Genomic DNA, 17,855 nt, shown 5'->3' with positions numbered 1-17,855 from the left:
ACGCCGGTGGGAGGCCTGGTCAGGCGAGGGGCTCGGCGGCCAGGTGCAGCACCGATTCGGCCAGGGCGCGGATGCCGGCACCCACGTCGGCCGCCGACACCGCCTCGTCCGGGTGGTGGCTGATTCCGTCGGGGTTGCGCAGGAACAGCATCCCGACGTCGGTGATGCCGCCGATGGCCATCGCGTCGTGGCCGGCACGGCTGAAGATCTGCGCGGGGCCGTCGGCGCCGGGCGCGAGGGTGGCGCCGATGCCGGCGCGGACGACGTCCTGCAGCAGCGGCGCGCAGAACACCGCCGGCGCCGAGTGCACCTCGCGCGCATGCCAGCGCAGGCCGCGGCGGCCCATGATGACGTCGAGCTCTCGCGCGATCCCGTGCCACACGCGGTCACGCGTGTCGTCGAACTCCCCCCGCAGGTCCAGGGAGAAGTGCGCCTCGCCGGGAACGATGTTGACGGCGCCGGGGAAGGCCTCGAGCTGCCCGACCGTGCCGATGATGTGGTGCTCGCCGCGGCAGATCCGCTCGACGGCGAGCGCCGCCTCGCTCGCACCCAGGAGCGCATCCCGCCGCATGTCGTAGGGGGTGCCGCCGGCGTGACGGGCCTCGCCCTCCACCACGAGCTGGAACCTCCGGGCGCTCGCGATCGACGACACCACGGCGAGCGCCTCGCCGCGACGGTCGAGCTCCGGACCCTGCTCGATGTGCGCCTCGAGGTAGCCGACGAGCTCGTCGGGTCGCCGGGCGGCCTCCCCGATGCGCCCGGGGTCGAGCCCGAACTCCCGGAACGCGTGGCGGAGGCTCACGCCGTCGCCGTCGGTCAGCTCCCACCACGAGTCATCCCACGCGCCCGCGACGGCCGAGGAGCCCAGCAGCGCCTTGCCGAATCGCGTGCCCTCCTCGTCGGAGAACGCGATCACCTCCAGGGCGAACGGGAAGGACGCGTAGACGGTGCCGTCATCGCGGATGCTGCGCAGCAGGCGGGCGACCTCGAGGGCCATCAGCACGCCCACGATGCCGTCGAACCGCCCGGCGTCGGGCACGGTGTCCAGGTGCGAGGCGAGGAGGAGGGCCGGCGCGTCGCGCGGGCCGGCGTCCGCCGCGGGTCCCGGCCGCTGGGGCAGGCTGCGCGACCGGCTGGAGGCCAGGCCACTGAGCGATCCGGCGGCATCGGGATCCAGGCGCCCGACCTGGTTGCCCGCGGCGTCCTGCCACGAGGTCATCCCGATCTCCCGCATCCACTCGGCGACCAGCCGGTTGACCCGCGCGTGCTCGGGCGAGAGGTACACCCGCTCGATGCGCCCAGGGGTGGCCGTCACACGGGCGAGCTCGTCGCACCGCGCCATGACCCGGCGGGCCGCCGCCGCGATGCGGTCGGGCGAGGTCTCCAGGCGCGTCCGCACGGCTCAGTCCCCGCCCGGCGCGTCGGTCGAGGCGTACACGCCTTCGGCCGCCTCCACGCCGCCGCCGGCGGGGACGGATGCGCCGAACCGTCGCAGCACGGATTCCAGCGCGGCGAGGGTCTGGAGCACCGCATCCGTGCGGGCGTTGTAGCCCATCGTCCCGATGCGCCACACCCGCCCGTGCAGCGGGCCGAAGGACGTGCCGATCTCGATGCCGAACTCCGCCAGCAGCGCCGAGCGCACCGCCTCACCCGGCACGCCCTCGGGAATCTCCACGGCCACGACGTTGTGCATCTTGTGCGCGAGGTCGCCGAAGACCCCGAGGCCGAGTCCGCGAACGCCCGCGAGCATCGCCTCGCCGTGCAGCCGGTGCCGCGCGATGACGGCGGCGCGCCCTTCGGTCAGCAGCACGCGCGCGCACTCGCGGGCGGCGTAGAGCATCGACGTCGCTTCGGTGTGGTGGTTCAGCCGGCGCGGACCCCAGTAGTCCAGGATCATCCCGAGGTCGAAGTAGTTCGAGCGGACGAAGTCCCCCGCGTCGGGGTCGCCCTCCTCCCGGATGCCGGCCTCCACGCGTGCCCGCGACCGGATCACCTCCACCGCCCGCTCCGACAGGGTGATCGGTGCGGAGCCGGACGGACCGCCCAGGCATTTCTGCAGACCGGCGGTGGCGGCATCCACGCCCCACGCGTCGGCCTCGAACTCGTTGCCGCCGAGGGATGCGGTGGCATCGGTGTAGAACAGCACGCCGTGCGCACGGCAGATCTCGCCGATCTCCTCCAGGGGTTGGTTCATCGTCGTGGACGTGTCACCCTGCACGAGGGCGAGCACGTGCGGACGCACGCGCGCGACGGCCTCGCGGATCGCCGACACCGGGAACACCCGGCCCCACGGCACCTCGATGGTGTGCACCTCGGCGAGCGCGCGTTCGGCGATCTCGGCGAGCAGGTGGCCGAACCTCCCGAAGATGGGCACGAGCACGCGGTCGCCGGGGCGGATGAGGGAGACCAGCGCCGCCTCGATCCCGGCCCGGGAGGTGCCGTCGATGAGGAGGGTCGCGTCGTTCTCGGTGGCCCACACGCGGCGGTACAGGTCCTGCGTCTCGGCCATCGTCGCCGTCATGAACGGGTCGTACTGCCCCACGAGCGGCGCCGACATCGCCCGCAGCACGCTCGGGTAGGCCGAGATGGGCCCGGGGCCCATGAGCAGGCGTGCAGGAGGGTCGATGGGGCCGGGCACGGATGGGGCGGTCACAGGTTCTCCGTCATGGTCGGGTTTCGGGGGGGATATGGGGGGTCGGGAGGTGGCGGGGAGGCGGGAGTGATGTCGGCCGGTCGGGGCGGGCGGCGGGGTCAGGAGAGGGCTCGGGCGAGGCGGCGGGCCAGGCGCACGAGCGCGATGTCGGTGCCCGGCGCCGACACGAGCGAGACCCCGACGGGCGCCTCACCGACCGGGGAGGGCACCGTCAGCAGCGGCACGGAGATCGCCGGCAGGCCCGCGACGGCGGCGGGTGCCGTCATCCGCAGGGTCGCCGCACGGGCCGCGTCGACGGCCGCCGCATCCGCTGTGCGCAGCGGGGCGGGTCCGGGGGCGGTAGGGAACAGCAGCACGGCGCCGCGGACGAGATCGGTCAGCCGCCCGCGCAGGGCGGTGACGGCCTCGCGCGCCGCGGCTTCGGCCGCGGGGTCGACGGCGGCGGCGACGCGGAAGCGTTCGGCCACCGCGGGGCCGAGGGCACCCGGGTGCGCGCGGAGCCACTCGCCGTGGTTGCGCCATGCCTCCGCGCCCTGCACGGTGCGGAAGGCGTCGAGGATGGCGCCGAGGTCGCCGGCGTCCGCGGGCGTCACCTCCGGCGCATCCGCCGTCTCCCCCAGCGCCGCGACGAGGGCGTCGAACGCGCTGCGCGTGGCGGGTTCCGCCTGCGCGCGCAGGTCGGCGGGCACGACGAAGCGCCATGGCAGATCGTCACCCGGGGCGCCGAAGACGCTCTCGGTCGACTCCGAGCCGTCGTAGCTCAGGCACCAGTCCACGACGCGCTGCAGCGTCTCACCGTCGCGCGTGAGCCAGCCGACGGTGTCGAAGGTCTGCGCGAGGGGCAGGAGGCCCTGACGCGGGACGAGTCCGTGCGTCGTGCGCAGGCCCCACAGGCCCTGGTACGACGCCGGCACCCGGATCGATCCGGCCGTGTCGGTGGCCAGCCCGATCTCGGACTGCCCGGTGGCCACCGCCGAGGCGGGGCCGTTCGAGGACCCGCCCGGCAGCGCACCGGGGACGGCCCCGTTGGGCGGAGTGCCGTAGTGCGGATTATCGCCGGCGATCGAGTACGCGAACTCGTCGGTGCGCGCGATGCCGCGCAGGGATGCTCCGCCGCGCAGCAGGTCGGATACGGCCGGCGCCGTCGTGGTCTCCGGCCGTGCCTCTTCCAGGTAGGTCGGATTGCCCGCGCCGATGCGGAATCCCTTGACGGCGAACAGGTCTTTCACGGCCACCGTGAGGCCGGCCAGCGGCCCCTCCCACGCGCCTTGGAAGAACGGGTCGCCCACGCTCCGCCACACCGATCGGTCGAACGCCTGCGCGCGCGGGGTCACGTGGGCGGCGGTGATGAGCCACCGCCCGTCGATGCGCTGCCACACCTGAGTCTGCAGGCCGCTCCCGCCGCCGGCGTACCGCGAGACCGACACCAGCAGCGCGGTGTCCTCGCCCAGGGGCCGGTACTGGATGCTGTCGATCGTGCGCCGCGCGACGCCCCCGCGCCGCGACCGGAACGCGCGGATGGCGTCGTGCCCGACGAGCAGACCCGCCCCGTCACCGCGCAGCACGTCGGGGCCGGGCGCGAAGGACGCGTCGAGCACGTCAAGGTCGTTCTCGACCACCGCACGCTCGTACGCCTCGAAGGCGGCCCGCAGGTCGTCGGGAATGGCCGCATCCGCCCCGCTCCCCGGCTCTGCCGCATCCGTCATCGCCGCACCGTTCCCCGCCGCATCCGTCATCTCCGCACCTGTCATCGCGTCTCCGTCCCGGTCGCGCCGCTGGATTCAGGAGATCTGCCGAGATCAGGCCGATTTCGGCCGGATGCTCCTGATCCGGGCGATTCTCCTGATTCGGGGAGAGCGGCCGGACGCGCGACAGCGGCGAAGTCGGCGACGCGGATGCGGGCGTGCACGCCGCTGATGATGTCGACGACCTGCGAGATGTCGAAGTCGGTGGCGGCGCTCAGGTAGGCGTAGGCGAGGTGCTCGTCCAGCCCCCATCGGGCCTGGAGAAGCGACAGGGCCGCGCGGACGCAGCGGCGCATGGCCTCGTCGAGGTCGATGTCCATCCCCGTCGGCACGAGATACGCGTCGGTGCGGATGAGGGGTCCGGTGATCTCGCCGAACTCGGCGAGCGCCTCCGGGCGCGGCACGACGTCGAAGCGCAGCGTCGCGCGCAGCGACGCCTCCAGCGCCGTGAGCGCGACCTCGCCGTCGCCCTGCGCGAAGTGCGGATCGCCCACGTACGCGAGGGCGCCCTCGACCTGGACCGGCAGGTACAGCACGGCGCCTTCCACGAGCAGGTTGATGTCGATGTTGCCGCCGTGCTCGCCCGGCGGCACGGAGTGCGGCCGTTCGCCGCCGGCCACGGCGACGCCCATCGTGCCGAGGAACGGCGCGAGCGGGAAGGCGACGATCCGCTCGCCGCCGTCGGTGACCGGGAGCGTGCCGAACAGCCGCCCGTCGCGCTCCTCGACGGCGGCGAAGACGCTGACGGTGCCGGGCGTGCGCGGCAGCTCCCCCACGAGCGCGCCCTTGCCGTGCCGGTTGGAGATGACGCCGTACGGCACGCGGGGCACCAGCTGCTCGACGGTGATCTTCAGCAGGTCGCCCGGGCGCGCGCCGTCGATGCGGATCGGCCCGGTCACCACGTGCGGGCCGTCGGCCGCCGCATCCCTCGGCACGGCCGCAGCGATCGCCACGGCATCGTCGAGGACGTCGGATGCGGCGATCCCGTGCCGCGCGAAGAACGCCACCGGGTCCTTGCCCTGGTCATCGAGGATGCCCTCGTGGCTCACGGTGTCGATCGTCACGGTCTCACCCGTCGCGATGGTGAGGACGGCGGCATCGGTCGCGCACGGCAGCCTGCCCCACAGGACCGTCTCCGGCGTGGACGGCAGGTAGCGCGCTCCCGGCTCGATGCCGATGCCCCGCTGCAGGATCGGGACGGCGGGGGTGGCGGCGGTACCCGGCGCGGCGAGATCGGGCGCCGTCATCGGTCACTCCCCCATCCGGCCAGCGCGGCCGGCTCAGCCAGGATCTCCCGGCCGGCGCGGGCGACGACACCCTCACCCCGGCGGTAGGCCGGGATCCCGTGCACCCACGTTTCGGCCACGACCCCGTGCAGGCTGCGCCCGTCCCACGGCGACATCTTGTTGCGGTACTCCAGCTCCCCCGCGCGCACCGTGTGCGCCGCGTCCGGATCGAACGCGACCAGATGCGCGGACTCGCCGGCCTGGATCCGCCCCGCCCCGCCCAGCCCGCCGATGCGGGCCGGGCCGGTCGTGAACAGCGGGAGGATGCGCTCGAGCGGGATGCCGCGGCGGCGGGCCTCGGTCCACACGGCGGAGAAGCCGGTCTGCAGGCCCGAGATTCCGCCCCACGCGAGTCCGAAGTCGGGCGAGGCCTTCAGCGCCGGGGTGGCGGGCGAGTGGTCGCTCACGATCGCGTCGACCGTGCCGTCCAGCACCCCCTCCCACAGCAGGTCGCGGTTCGCGGCGTCGCGGATCGGCGGGCAGCACTTGAACTCCGCGGCGCCGTCGGGCACCTCATCCGCCGTCAGCGTCAGGTAGTGGGGGCACGTCTCGACCGTCAGCGGCACGCCCTCGGCCTTGGCGGCGCGCACGTCGGCGAGCGCTCCCCCGTCCGACACGTGCACGATGTGGGCGCGCCCGCGCGTGCGCCGCGACGCGTCGATGACGGTGCGGATGGCCGCACGTTCGCCGGCGGCCGGGCGCGACGCCTCGAACGCGGTGTAGTCGGTGCCGAGCGGACCGTCGGCGCTCAGGTGCGCGGGGTGTTCCGCGTGCACGATGAGGATGCTGCCGAGCTCGGCGATCTCGGTGAGGGCGGCCTCCAGCTGGTCGGCGTCGAGATGACCGAACTCGTCGATGCCCGACGGCGACAGGAAGCACTTGAAGCCGACCACGCCCGCCGCATCCAGTGCCGCGAGCGTCCCGAGGTTCTCGGGCACGGCGCCGCCCCAGAACCCGACGTCGACGGCGAGCTGACCGGCCGTCGCGGCCCGCTTGGCGGCGAGGGCGCCGGGGGTCGTGGTGACCGGGATGCTGTTGAGCGGCATGTCGAGGATCGTCGTGACGCCGGCGGCGGCCGCGGCCGCGGTGCCGGTCGCGAACCCCTCCCATTCGGTGCGACCGGGCTCGTTGAGGTGCACGTGCGAGTCGACGAGGCCGGGAAGGAGAAGGTGCGTATCGGGGAGCACGATGTCGGCACCCGCGTCGAACGCATCCACCGCCGCGATCACGCCCCCGGCGATGCGGACGGTCGCCGGCACGAACGCGCCGTCGAGGTACACGCGGGCGGCCGAGACCGCGGAGGGGGTGGTCATGGCGCCACCGTACGGTTTCCGCATTTCCCGGATGTTACCCAGGGCAACATCTCGTGCGCGTGTTCCGTGGTTTCCTCTCCCCCGCGTCGCGTCACGAGCCGGAAACGCGGCCGCGCTACCGTGACCGGCATGGAGCTGGAAGAGTTCAACGCCGCCGATCCGGATGAGGCCGCGAGCGTCGTGCGGGTGTGGGCCGACGTGCCGGGATGGGTGGATGCCGTGGTCGCGGGCCGCCCGTACGCCTCCGTCGACGCCCTCGCCGCCTACGCCGGTGCGCTCGCCTCCACGTGGGCGCCCGCCGACCTGGAGGCCGCGCTCGCGCACCACCCGCGGATCGGCGCACGCGTGACCGGCACGGGCGCGGAGGCCGCGGCATCCCGGCGGGAGCAGGCGTCCATGGCCGCCGCGCCCGACGAGGTCGCCGCCGCCCTGGCCGCGGGGAATGCGGCCTATGAGGAGCGGTTCGGCCGGGTCTTCCTCATCCGCGCCGCCGGGCGGACACCGTCGGAGATGCTGTCCGAACTGCAGCGGCGCCTGGGCAACCCGGCCGACGTCGAAGCCGCCGAGGCCACCGCGCAGCTGGCCGAGATCGCACTGCTTCGCCTGCGGACGGCCCTCGCCACCGACAGCGCGCCCGAGGAGGCCGAGTGACCCACCTCACCACGCACGTCCTGGACTCCGTGTGCGGTGAGCCCGCCGCCGGGATCGCCGTCACCCTCGCCGCCGCCTGGACGCCGCTGGCCCACGGCGCGACCGACTCCGACGGACGCCTCGCCCTCGGCCCCGACCGGCTGGAACCCGGCGAGTACAGCCTCACGTTCCGCACGGGCGACTACTTCGCCGCGCGGGGGACGGCGAGCTTCCATCCCTCCGTCACGGTGACCTTCACCGTCGACGACAGTGGGCGGCACCTGCACGTGCCGCTGCTGCTGAGCCCGTTCGCCTACTCCACCTACCGCGGATCATGAAGGTTCTCGTCATCGGCGCCGGCGTCGGCGGCACGAGCGCCGCGCTCGCCCTCCAGCGCCTCGGTCACGACGTCGTCGTCTACGACCAGATGCGCGAGAACAAGCCGGTCGGTGCGGCGCTGTCGCTGTGGTCCAACGGCGTCAAGGTGCTCAACTGGCTGGGCCTCGGCGACGCGGTCGCCGCCCTCGGTGGCCGCATGGACCTGATGGCGTACTACGACGGGCACACCGGCGAGCAGATGTGCCGCTTCAGCCTCGACCCCGTCACGACCCAGACCGGTCAGCGCCCCTACCCCGTCGCGCGCGCCGACCTGCAGGCGCTGCTGATGGATGCGGTCGGGCTCGACCGCATCCGCCTGGGCATGCGGCTGACGGGCATCGACGATGACGGCACCACCGTCACGGCGACCTTCGCCGACGGCTCGACCGACACCGCCGACCTCCTCATCGGCGCCGACGGGGCGCGCTCCTTCACGCGCGACTACGTCACGGCGGATGCCGCCACCCGCCCCGAGCGCACCTACTCGGGGTACACGAACTTCAACGGCCTCGTCCCCATCGACGAGCGCATCGGCCCCGCCGACCAGTGGACGACGTACGTCGCCGAGGGCAAGCGCTGCGCGGTGATGCCCGTCGCCGGCGACCGGTTCTACTTCTTCGTCGACGTGCCGCAGCCCGCCGGGCTCCCCTACGACCGCGCCGCCGACGGCAAAGCCCCGCTGGAGGCCGCGTTCGGCGGATGGGGGGCACCCGGTGTGCGGGCGCTCCTGGACGCCATCGACCCCGCCGCATCCCTCAATCGCGTCGAGATCTGGGACATCGACCCGTTCCACACGTGGGTGCGGGGGCGGGTGGCGATCCTCGGGGACGCGGCCCACAACACCACGCCCGACATCGGCCAGGGTGCGTGCTCGGCGCTGGAGGACAGCTTCGCGCTCGGCATCGTCTTCGCCACCAACACCCTCGGCATCGAGGATTCGCTGCGCCGGTACCAGGACATCCGCTCGACGCGGGCCGGCGACCTCGTCCTGCGGGCCCGCAAGCGCGCGCACGAGACGCACGCGTTCGATCCCGCCGCGACCCAGGCCTGGTACGACGGCCTGCGACGCGAGGACGGCACGGGGGTGATCCGGGGCATCGTGGGCAACATCGAGGGCAGTCCGGTGAACCTCGGCGGCGGCATCCTGGCCTAACGACGACCTTCTTCCCGGCGCGGTGCGGCGGGGGCCGCGCGCAGAACTCAGGAGATACCGACTCCGACACCGGTGACAGCAGCCCGGAACGGCCGGATCTCCTGAGTTCTGCGCGACTGGATGCCGCCGCCCGGTCGCCGACCCGGCGGAGCACCCGGCGCACGGACCGGGCGCCGCACCTCGGGTCGTGCCCTGGCCGGGCGCACCCGGCGCGCAGCGGAGCGCGCAGATCTCAGGGGATACCGACTCCGACACCGGTGACAGCGGCCGAGAAAGGCCGGATCTCCTGAGTTTTGCGCGGCCGGGAGCGGCGGCCGGGAGCGGCGGGTCAGATGTGGAAGAGGGCGTGCAGCGGAGCGTCGCCCAGTGCGTCGCGCCCTCGGAGGGCGTCGATCTCCAGCAGCACCGCGGTGCCCACGACGGTGCCGCCGAGGCCGGTGACGAGCTCGCGCGCGGCGGCGATGGTGCCGCCGGTGGCGAGCACGTCATCCATCAGCAGCACGCGCGTGCCGGGGGCGATGTCGTCGTGCATCTCGATCTCGGCGGTGCCGTACTCCAGTGCGTAGGAGACGGATGCGGCGGGCCGGGGCAGCTTCCCGGCCTTGCGGATCGGCACCAGCCCCGCGCCCGCGGCGATCGCTGCGGCGCCGGCGAGGAGGAACCCGCGCGCCTCGATTCCGGCGACCACGTCGAATTCGTCGGCGAAGGGGGCGATGAGGGCGTCGATGCTCGTGTGCAGCGCGGCGGCGTCGGCCAGCAGCGGCGTGATGTCGCGGAAGATCACGCCCGGTTCGGGATAGTCGGGGATGCTGCCGATCAGGCTTTCGGCACGCGCGAGGTCGGACACCAGGCCACCCTACCGGCCGGATCCTGAGCGTTCCCACCACTGATGTAAGCGTTTGCACTACCCTGGACGCCATGACTTCGACGCAGCAGGAGACGCAGCACGCGGCCGCAGCCGCCCCCGGGTCGGAGTGGTGGCGCACGGCGGTCATCTATCAGATCTACCCCCGCTCCTTCGCGGACGAATCCGGCGACGGCGTGGGCGACCTGCCCGGCGTGACGGCGCACCTGGACGACCTGCGCGAGCTGGGGATCGACGCGATCTGGCTGAGCCCCTTCCAGCGCTCTCCGCAGAAGGACGCCGGCTACGACGTCTCCGACTACTGCGACGTCGACCCCCTCTTCGGCACGCTCGCCGACTTCGACGACCTCCTCGCCGGCGCACACGATCGCGGCATCCGCATCATCGTCGACCTCGTGCCCAACCACTCCTCCGACCAGCACGAGTGGTTCCAGGCCGCCCTGGCCGCAGGCCCTGGGAGCCGCGAGCGGGCGCGCTACATGTTCCGCGACGGCACGGGCGAGCACGGCGAACTGCCCCCGAACAACTGGGAATCCGTGTTCGGCGGGCCGGCCTGGACGCGCGTCACCGAAGCCGACGGGACGCCGGGGCAGTGGTACCTGCACCTGTTCGACACCTCCCAGCCCGACTTCGACTGGTCCAACGAGGAGGTGCGGGAGGAGTTCCGCCGCATCCTGCGCTTCTGGCTCGACCGCGGCGTGGACGGTTTCCGCGTCGACGTCGCCCACGGGCTGGTCAAGCAGGAGGGCCTGCCCGACTACACCCCGAATCCGGACGCCGGCTCCATGGGCGGCGACGAGGGCTCGGTGCCGTACTGGGGCCAGCCGGAAGTGCACGAGATCTACCGCGACTGGCACGAACTGCTCGCGGAGTACGACGGCGACCGGGCACTGTGCGCCGAAGCGTGGCTGCCGAGCATCGCGAAGACCGCCCTGTGGGTGCGGCCGGACGAGATGCACCAGGCGTTCAACTTCGAATACCTCGAGACCGAGTGGGATGCCGCGAAGCTGCGTGCCGTCATCGCCGAATCGCTCGCGGCCTACTCCGCGGTGGGCGCACCCAGCACGTGGGTGCTGTCCAACCACGACGTGGTCCGCCACGCCTCGCGGCTCGCGCTGACGGCGGAGAACCCCCAGGGACACGGCATCGGCCCGGCCTCCCCGGGCCAGCCGATCCCCGAGGTGGGCCTGCGCCGCGCACGCGCCGCGACGGCGCTCATGCTCGCCCTCCCCGGCTCCGCCTACGTCTACCAGGGCGAGGAGCTGGGCCTGCCCGAAGCCATCGACCTGCCCGACGACGCGCGTCAGGACCCGACGTGGTTCCGCACCCAGGGCGAGCGCTACGGACGCGACGGATGCCGCGTGCCACTGCCGTGGAGTCCTTCCGCCCCCGCCTTCGGCTTCAGCCACACCGGCGAGAGCTGGCTCCCCCAGCCCGCGCAGTGGCGGGAGCTGGCCCGGGAGGTGCAGGCGGCGGACCCGGAGTCGACCCTGTCGCTGTACCGCACGCTGCTCGCCGAGCGCCGCGCCCGAGGGCTCGGTGCCGGCGCCCTGGAGTGGCTGGACGGCTTCGGGGACGGCGTCGTGGCGTTCCGCAACAACGGCCTGACGGTCGTCGCGAACGTCGACGGCGCCACGGTGCCGCTCCCGCACGGCACGGTGGTGGCCGCGAGCGGTCCGCTCGCACCCGAGGGCGTGCCGGTCGACACGACGGTCTGGATCGCGGCGGACTGATCCGCGGGAGCGCCGCGGAGGCGGTCGACATGGTGAGCATCGACGAGGTCGCGCGCGTGGCCGGCGTGTCCACGGCGACGGTCTCGCGTGCCCTCAGCGGCCGCGGCCACGTGTCCGACGCGACGCGCACGCGCGTGCTCGACGCCGCCGACCGCCTCGGGTACGTCGTGTCCGCCTCGGCATCGAGCCTCGCGTCGGGCCGCACGCGCAACATCGGCGTGCTGGTGCCGTTCCTGGACCGCTGGTTCTTCAGCACGGTGCTCGCCGGCATCTCCGCCGCGCTCATGCGGCGCGGGTACGACATCACCCTCTACAGCGTCACCGACGACCCGGGCGAGCGCCGCACGGTGTTCGAGACGTTCCTGCGCCGCCGGCGGATCGACGGCGTCATCGCGATCTCCATCGCCCTCGGCGGGGAGGAGTCCCAGCGCCTGCACGACCTCGGCATTCCCGTGATCGCGATCGGCGGGCCCAACCCGCAGCTGACGACGCTGACCGTCGACGACGTCGCCGTGGCGCGCCTGGCGACCCAGCACCTGCTCTCCCTCGGGCACACCCGCATCGCCCACATCGGCGCGACCCCCGAGTTCGACATCGACTTCCACATCCCCACCCAGCGCCGGCAGGGGTTCGAGCAGGCGCTGGCGGATGCGGGGATCCCGGCTCTGCCGGCGCTGTACGAGCCGGCCGACTTCACGATCGAGGGCGGGTTCCGCGCCGCCAAGCAGCTGCTGGGGCGCCCCGGCGAACGACCCACCGCGATCTTCGCGGCCTCCGACGAGATGGCCATCGGCGCCGTCCTGGCCGCGCGCGAGCTCGGCTATCGCGTGCCCGAGGATCTGTCGGTGATCGGCATCGACGGGCACGAGCTGGGCGGGTTCTTCCGTCTCACCACGATCGACCAGTTCCCCACCGCCCAGGGTGAGCAGGCCGCCGACGCGATCCTCGCCGAACTGGAGGGGCCGGCGTCGGCCCCGCAGCCGACGGCGCGGCTGCCCTTCGAGCTCGTCGTCCGCGGCACCACGGCGCGGCTGCGCTGAGCCGGACCGTCGTCCGCGCCGCCGGAGGGCCCGCGTCTAGGCTCGACGCATGAGCATCGATCTGGAGAGCCTGTACCGCGACCTGCACCGCCATCCCGAGCTGTCGTTCCAGGAGACGCGGACGGCGGGGGTCATCGTGCGGCATCTCACCGAGCTCGGCCTCGAGGTGGAGGAAGGCGTCGGCCGCACGGGTGTCGTGACCGTGGTGCACGGCGCTGCGCCCGGCGATGGCCCGGTCGTGTGGCTGCGGGCCGACATGGACGCCCTCCCCGTCGAGGAGCACACGGGGCTCGATTACGCCAGCACCGCCCGCGGCGTGGATCCCTCCGGCGCGGAGGTCCCGGTGATGCACGCGTGCGGTCACGACATGCACGTGGCGGCGCTGCTCGGGGCCGTGGAGCGCCTCGTCGCGACCCGCGAGGAGTGGTCGGGCACGGTCGTGGCCGTCTTCCAGCCCGCCGAGGAGTACGGCGCCGGGTCGCGCGCCATGATCACCGACGGCGTGCTCGAGCGGTATCCGAGACCCGACATCGTGCTCGGCCAGCACGTCACCCCGCTGCCGGCCGGCGTGGTCGGCGTGCGCCCCGGCACGCAGATGGCGGCGTCGGACGGTCTGAGCGTCGTCCTGCACGGCCGCGGCGGACACGGGTCGCGCCCGCAGTCCACGATCGACCCCGTCGTGATGGCGGCGGCCACCGTCATGCGGCTGCAGACGATCGTCTCCCGCGAGACCGACCCGCGCGACGTCGCGGTCGTGACCGTCGGCTCCATCCACGCCGGGCTGAAGAACAACATCATCCCGGCGGAGGCGAAGCTCGAGCTGAGCCTGCGCTACCCCGACGACGACGCCCGCGACCGCGTGCTGGAGAAGGTGGAGCGGATCGTGCGGGCCGAGGCGATGGCATCCGGGGCGGAGCAGACCCCCACCATCTCGACCGACCACACGCTGCCGCCCACGATCAACGACGACGAGGCCACGGCGCGCGTCACGTCCGCCTTCGAGCGCCATTTCGGCGAGGGCAGCGTCGTGGATCCGGGCATGTTCACCGGCAGCGAGGACGTCTCGTGGTTCGCGCGGGACGCCGGCGCGCCCCTGGTGTTCTGGTTCTGGGGCGGGGTCGACCCGCTGGCGTACGCCGAGGCCGCCGCCGCCGGGACCCTCGAGCGCGACATCCCGACGAACCACTCGCCGTTCTACGCGCCGGTGCTCCAGCCCACCCTGAGCCGCGGCGTGGAGAACCTCGTCGTGGCCGCGCGGGAGTTCCTGGCCTGAGAGCCGGCACCCCGCCGGGCCCTGACGCCGTCGGGGTCAGACGCGTCCCTGGATCGTTCGCCACGAGAGCGTGCCCACCACCGCGGCCAAGAGCGTGAACATCGCCGTGACCACGAGGGCGAGGACGACGCGACCGCCGTCGTCCGTGCCCTGCGCGATGATCCATCCCAGCAGCGTCGCCGTCCACGCGAAGGTGAGCACGATCGGGATCCCGGCGACCCACCACGCCGGCACCGCGTCCCACGCGACGGCCCCGACCACCCACACGACCGCCGCGAAGGCCAGGAGGGCCGCTGTGGCGACATAGGCCTCCGCCGGCACGGGCCCCAGATCCACCGCGCGCGCGGGGCGACCGGGGAGGACGAGGTCGACCGATCCGGACGGGAGGGCACGGATGCCCCACCAGACCGCGAGAAGGGCGACGGCGAACGGGACGGCGCCGTACGCGGCGACGGACCACCGCGATCGGAGCCCGGGCGCGAGGCGAGGCGGCGCTGGACGGCGGAGGATCATCGATCGAATCTAGACGGAATCAGGGATTCGGTGCATCGCCCTGACGCCCGCCGGCGGCCGATCGGCTCGGCACTCCCGGATCAGTCCGCGACGAGCCGGTAGCCCATCCCCTGTTCGGTGAGGAGATGCTGCGGCTGGGCCGGATCGGCTTCCAGCTTCTTCCGCAGCTGCGACACGTACAGCCGCAGGTAGCCGGAGTCGGACACCTGCTCACTGCCCCACAGTTCCTTCAGCAGCGTCTGGCGCGTCACGAGCGTGCCGGGGTGGCGGGCGAGGAACTCCAGCATCCGCCACTCGGTCGGGGTCAAGTGCACGGGGGAACCTGCTCGCGTGACGGCGCGGGCGGCGAGGTCGACGACGACGTCGCCGAACCGCACGATGGGTTCGGCGGATGCGGCGGCCGTCCGCCGCGAGAGCGCGCGCAGTCGCGCGAGCAGCTCATCGATCTGGAACGGCTTGGTGACGTAGTCGTCGGCGCCCGCGTCGAGGGCCTCCACCTTGTCGGCCGAGCCGGTGCGGCCCGACACGACGAGGATGGGCGCCTCGCTCCACCCGCGCAGGGCCTGGATGACGCGCACGCCGTCCAGCCGCGGCATCCCGAGGTCCAGCACCACGATGTCGGGGTGCTCCTGGGCGGCCAGCGTGACGGCGGCGGCGCCGTCGGGGGCGGTGACGACGTCGTACCCGTGCGCGGCGAGCGTGATCCGCAGCGCCCGCACCAGCTGCGGATCGTCGTCGGCGAGGAGGATCTTCATCGAGGCCCATCCTCCCCCGCGCCCGCCGCCGGCAGCGCCACGACCATCGTGAGCCCCCCGCCCGGTGTGTGCTCGGGGGTGAGCGTGCCGCCCATGCCCTCGGTGAATCCGCGCGAAAGTGCGAGCCCGAGACCCAGTCCCGCGGTGTTGTCGGTGTCGCCGAGCCGCTGGAACGGGGCGAAGATGTCGCCCTGACGTTCGGTCGGGACGCCGGCTCCGGTGTCGACCACGCGGATCTCGACCGTTCCGCCCAGCCGGCTCGTGGCCACGCGCGCGCGGGCGCCCTCCGGAGCGTGCCGGTGCGCGTTGGCGAGGAGGTTCACGAGCACACGTTGCAGCAGGACGGGGTCGGCGGTGACGGCGGGAAGCTCGGGGTCCAGCGCGAGGTCGACCTGGTCGGGACCGAGGTGCAGCTCCTCTACGGCGGCGAGGATGACATCGGCGGCATCCACCGGCGCGAGCGACACGGCCAGCACGCCGGCCTGCACGCGGCTGACGTCCAGCAGATCGGTGACCAGCCCCGACAGGGTGGCCAGGCTCTCGTCCGCGGTGGCGAGCAGCTCGTCCCGGTCATCGCCGGTGAGCCGCCCGCCGGCCGCGCGCAGTCCGCCCACGGCCGCGACGGCGGCCGCGAGGGGCCGGCGGAGGTCATGGCTGACGGCGGACAGCAGCGCGCTGCGCACCTGATCCGTCGCGGCCAGGACACCCACTTCCCGCGCGGTCTCGGCGAGGTCGGTGCGCTCCAGCGCCGCGCCCAGCTGCGCGACGATGACATCCAGCAGCCGGCGGCCGGATGCGTCGAGCTCTGCGCCGTGCAGCTCCAGCGTCGCACGCGCCTCGCCGTCGGGTCCCACGGGCAGGCGGACGGCACGGTCATCGCGCACTGGTTCGCCGTCGGTCGCGAGCACCGTTCCGTCGGCGGCGAGGAGACGCACGCCCGCGAACCCGAAGGCCTCCCGCACCCGCGTGACCATCGCCGGGACCGCGCTCTCGCCGCGCAGGACGCTTCCGGCCACCGTCGCCAGCAGCTCGGATTCGGCCAGCGCCCGCCGCGCCGAGCGGGCACGCCGGGCCGCCTGGTCGACGACCAGGCTCACGAGGATCGCGATCACGATGTACAGCACGATCGACAGCGCGTGCGCGGGGTCGGAGATCTCGACCGTGAACAGCGGGTCGATGAAGAGGAAATCCAGGGTGAGACCCGACAGCAGCGCCGCGAAGACGGCGGGCCAGATGCCGCCCACGAGCGCGACGATCACGACGAGCAGCTGGTAGGCGAGCACGTCGGAGGTGAGGGAGTCGGGTCCGTCGGTGACGTACAGCAACCACGACAGGAGCGGTCCGCCGGCCAGCGCGAGGAGGAATCCGAGGATGCGGCGCTTCACGCTGAGCGCCCCGCCGCGCAGGCGCGGCAGGGTCAGGTGCCCGCCCGCGGCGGCGTGCGTGACGATGTGCACGTCGATGTCGCCGGATTCGCGGATGACGGTCGCGCCGATCCCGGGGCCGGTGAGGGCTGCGGCCAGGCGACCGCGACGGCTCACGCCGATCACCAGCTGCGACGCGTTGACCGAGCGTGCGAAGTCCACGAGGGTTCGCGCGACGTCGTCGCCGACCACCTGGTGGTAGGTGCCGCCGAGCGATTCCACGAGGGCGCGCTGGGCGGCCAGGTCGCCGGGGGCGGCGCCTGCGAGCCCGTCCTGACTGGATACGTGCACCGCCAGCAGCTCGCCGCCGGCCGACCGGGCCGCGATCCGCGCGCCCCGGCGCAGGAGGGTCTCGCCTTCTCGGCCACCGGTGAGGGCGACCACGACGCGTTCGCGCGCCTGCCACGAGCCCTCGATGCCGTGATCCGCGCGGTAGGAGCGCAGGGCGCTGTCGACCTCGTCGGCCAGCCACAGCAGGGCGAGTTCGCGCAGAGCCGTGAGGTTGCCCAGCCGGAAGTAGTTCGACAGCGCCGCGTCGATCCGCTCGGCGGGATACACGACGCCGGCCGACAGGCGGTCGCGCAGCGCCTGCGGGGCGACGTCGACGACCTCGATCTGATCCGCGCGGCGCACCACGCCGTCGGGAACGGTCTCCCGCTGCACGACGCCGGTGATGCGCTGGACGACGTCGTTGAGGGAGGCGATGTGCTGCACGTTGACGGTGGTGATGACGTCGATGCCGGCCGCGAGGAGCTCTTCGACGTCGGCCCACCGCTGGGTGTTGCGCGATCCGGGCGCGTTGGTGTGCGCCAGTTCGTCCACCAGCGCGAGGTCGGGGTGTCGCGCCAGCACCGCCTCCAGGTCCATCTCCGCCAGAGTCACGCCGCGGTGCTCGACGCTGCGGCGCGGCACGAGGGGGAGCCCCTCCGCCTGCGCGGCCGTGGCGGCACGACCGTGCGTCTCGACGACCGCGATCACGACGTCACGACCCTCGTCCCGCAGGCGCCGCCCCTCCTGGAGCATCTCGTACGTCTTGCCGACGCCCGGCGCCGCCCCCAGCAGCACCCGCAGGCGTCCGCGCTTCACGCCGTCGC

General features: G+C 73.5%; 15 protein-coding genes. 6 read left to right on the top strand and 9 right to left on the bottom strand.

From position 1 onward, the window contains the following. Window positions 1-19: 19 nt before the first annotated feature. From E4K62_RS00500 to allB, 5 genes are all read right to left on the bottom strand, one after another. Window positions 20-1,342: a Zn-dependent hydrolase gene (locus tag E4K62_RS00500; RefSeq protein WP_135070658.1), complete on the bottom strand. Its 1,323-nt coding sequence runs from the start codon at window positions 1,340-1,342 to the stop codon at window positions 20-22. Between the two features lie 60 nt (window positions 1,343-1,402). Beyond that, entirely contained in the window at window positions 1,403-2,602 is a 1,200-nt protein-coding gene (locus tag E4K62_RS00495; RefSeq protein ID WP_135070655.1) for a pyridoxal-phosphate-dependent aminotransferase family protein, read from the bottom strand. A gap of 149 nt (window positions 2,603-2,751) precedes the next feature. Then, a complete protein-coding gene (locus E4K62_RS00490; RefSeq protein WP_240742761.1) occupies window positions 2,752-4,404 on the bottom strand; it encodes an AtzH-like domain-containing protein in 1,653 nt (550 codons plus the stop codon). Continuing rightward, window positions 4,401-5,645: an acetamidase/formamidase family protein gene (locus E4K62_RS00485; RefSeq protein ID WP_135062541.1), complete on the bottom strand. Its 1,245-nt coding sequence runs from the start codon at window positions 5,643-5,645 to the stop codon at window positions 4,401-4,403. Before E4K62_RS00485 ends, E4K62_RS00490 begins: the two co-directional genes overlap by 4 nt. Continuing rightward, window positions 5,642-6,997 carry an allantoinase AllB gene (gene allB / locus E4K62_RS00480; protein WP_135062539.1) on the bottom strand — a complete coding sequence of 452 codons (1,356 nt, stop codon included), beginning with the start codon at window positions 6,995-6,997 and terminating at the stop codon, window positions 5,642-5,644. Before allB ends, E4K62_RS00485 begins: the two co-directional genes overlap by 4 nt. Window positions 6,998-7,126: 129 nt before the next feature. On the opposite strand from allB, the gene uraD reads away from it, so the two are divergent. From uraD to hpxO, 3 genes are read left to right on the top strand one after another with little or no spacing between them, the layout of a single operon-like run. Beyond that, complete coding sequence (gene uraD / locus E4K62_RS00475; protein WP_135062537.1) at window positions 7,127-7,648, top strand: 2-oxo-4-hydroxy-4-carboxy-5-ureidoimidazoline decarboxylase; 522 nt, start codon at window positions 7,127-7,129, stop codon at window positions 7,646-7,648. Next, the gene (uraH, locus tag E4K62_RS00470) at window positions 7,645-7,965 is read left to right on the top strand and encodes a hydroxyisourate hydrolase (protein WP_135062535.1); all 321 of its coding nucleotides are present in this window, start codon (window positions 7,645-7,647) and stop codon (window positions 7,963-7,965) included. Before uraD ends, uraH begins: the two co-directional genes overlap by 4 nt. Continuing rightward, a complete protein-coding gene (gene hpxO, locus E4K62_RS00465) occupies window positions 7,962-9,158 on the top strand; it encodes an FAD-dependent urate hydroxylase HpxO (RefSeq protein WP_135062532.1) in 1,197 nt (398 codons plus the stop codon). The genes uraH and hpxO overlap by 4 nt, the downstream gene beginning before the upstream one ends. A gap of 328 nt (window positions 9,159-9,486) precedes the next feature. Here the strand turns inward: hpxO and E4K62_RS00460 are convergent, their stop codons facing one another. Continuing rightward, entirely contained in the window at window positions 9,487-10,008 is a 522-nt protein-coding gene (locus tag E4K62_RS00460; protein WP_135062530.1) for an adenine phosphoribosyltransferase, read from the bottom strand. 68 nt (window positions 10,009-10,076) lie between these two features. Between E4K62_RS00460 and E4K62_RS00455 the strand changes: the two genes are divergently transcribed. The 3 genes from E4K62_RS00455 to E4K62_RS00445 are packed head-to-tail and all read left to right on the top strand — an operon-like array spanning window position 10,077 to window position 14,069. Beyond that, window positions 10,077-11,756 (top strand): glycoside hydrolase family 13 protein, encoded by a 1,680-nt coding sequence (locus E4K62_RS00455; RefSeq protein ID WP_135062528.1) that lies wholly within the window; start codon window positions 10,077-10,079, stop codon window positions 11,754-11,756. Window positions 11,757-11,785: 29 nt separating this feature from the next. Then, complete coding sequence (locus E4K62_RS00450) at window positions 11,786-12,796, top strand: LacI family DNA-binding transcriptional regulator (protein WP_135062526.1); 1,011 nt, start codon at window positions 11,786-11,788, stop codon at window positions 12,794-12,796. Window positions 12,797-12,845: 49 nt separating this feature from the next. Then, window positions 12,846-14,069, top strand: coding sequence for an amidohydrolase (locus E4K62_RS00445; protein WP_135062524.1), 1,224 nt, complete (start codon window positions 12,846-12,848; stop codon window positions 14,067-14,069). A gap of 36 nt (window positions 14,070-14,105) precedes the next feature. Here the strand turns inward: E4K62_RS00445 and E4K62_RS00440 are convergent, their stop codons facing one another. From E4K62_RS00440 to E4K62_RS00430, 3 genes are all read right to left on the bottom strand, one after another. Further along, window positions 14,106-14,582 carry a hypothetical protein gene (locus E4K62_RS00440; protein WP_135062522.1) on the bottom strand — a complete coding sequence of 159 codons (477 nt, stop codon included), beginning with the start codon at window positions 14,580-14,582 and terminating at the stop codon, window positions 14,106-14,108. Window positions 14,583-14,662: 80 nt separating this feature from the next. Then, entirely contained in the window at window positions 14,663-15,337 is a 675-nt protein-coding gene (locus E4K62_RS00435; protein WP_135062520.1) for a response regulator, read from the bottom strand. Further along, complete coding sequence (locus E4K62_RS00430) at window positions 15,334-17,847, bottom strand: DUF4118 domain-containing protein (protein ID WP_135062518.1); 2,514 nt, start codon at window positions 17,845-17,847, stop codon at window positions 15,334-15,336. Before E4K62_RS00430 ends, E4K62_RS00435 begins: the two co-directional genes overlap by 4 nt. Window positions 17,848-17,855 lie beyond the last annotated feature (8 nt).

Source organism: Microbacterium wangchenii, from assembly GCF_004564355.1.
Classification (GTDB): Bacteria; Actinomycetota; Actinomycetes; order Actinomycetales; family Microbacteriaceae; genus Microbacterium; species Microbacterium wangchenii.
Note: the sequence above shows the minus strand (reverse complement) of the source record. Positions and strands in the feature narration are given on the sequence as shown.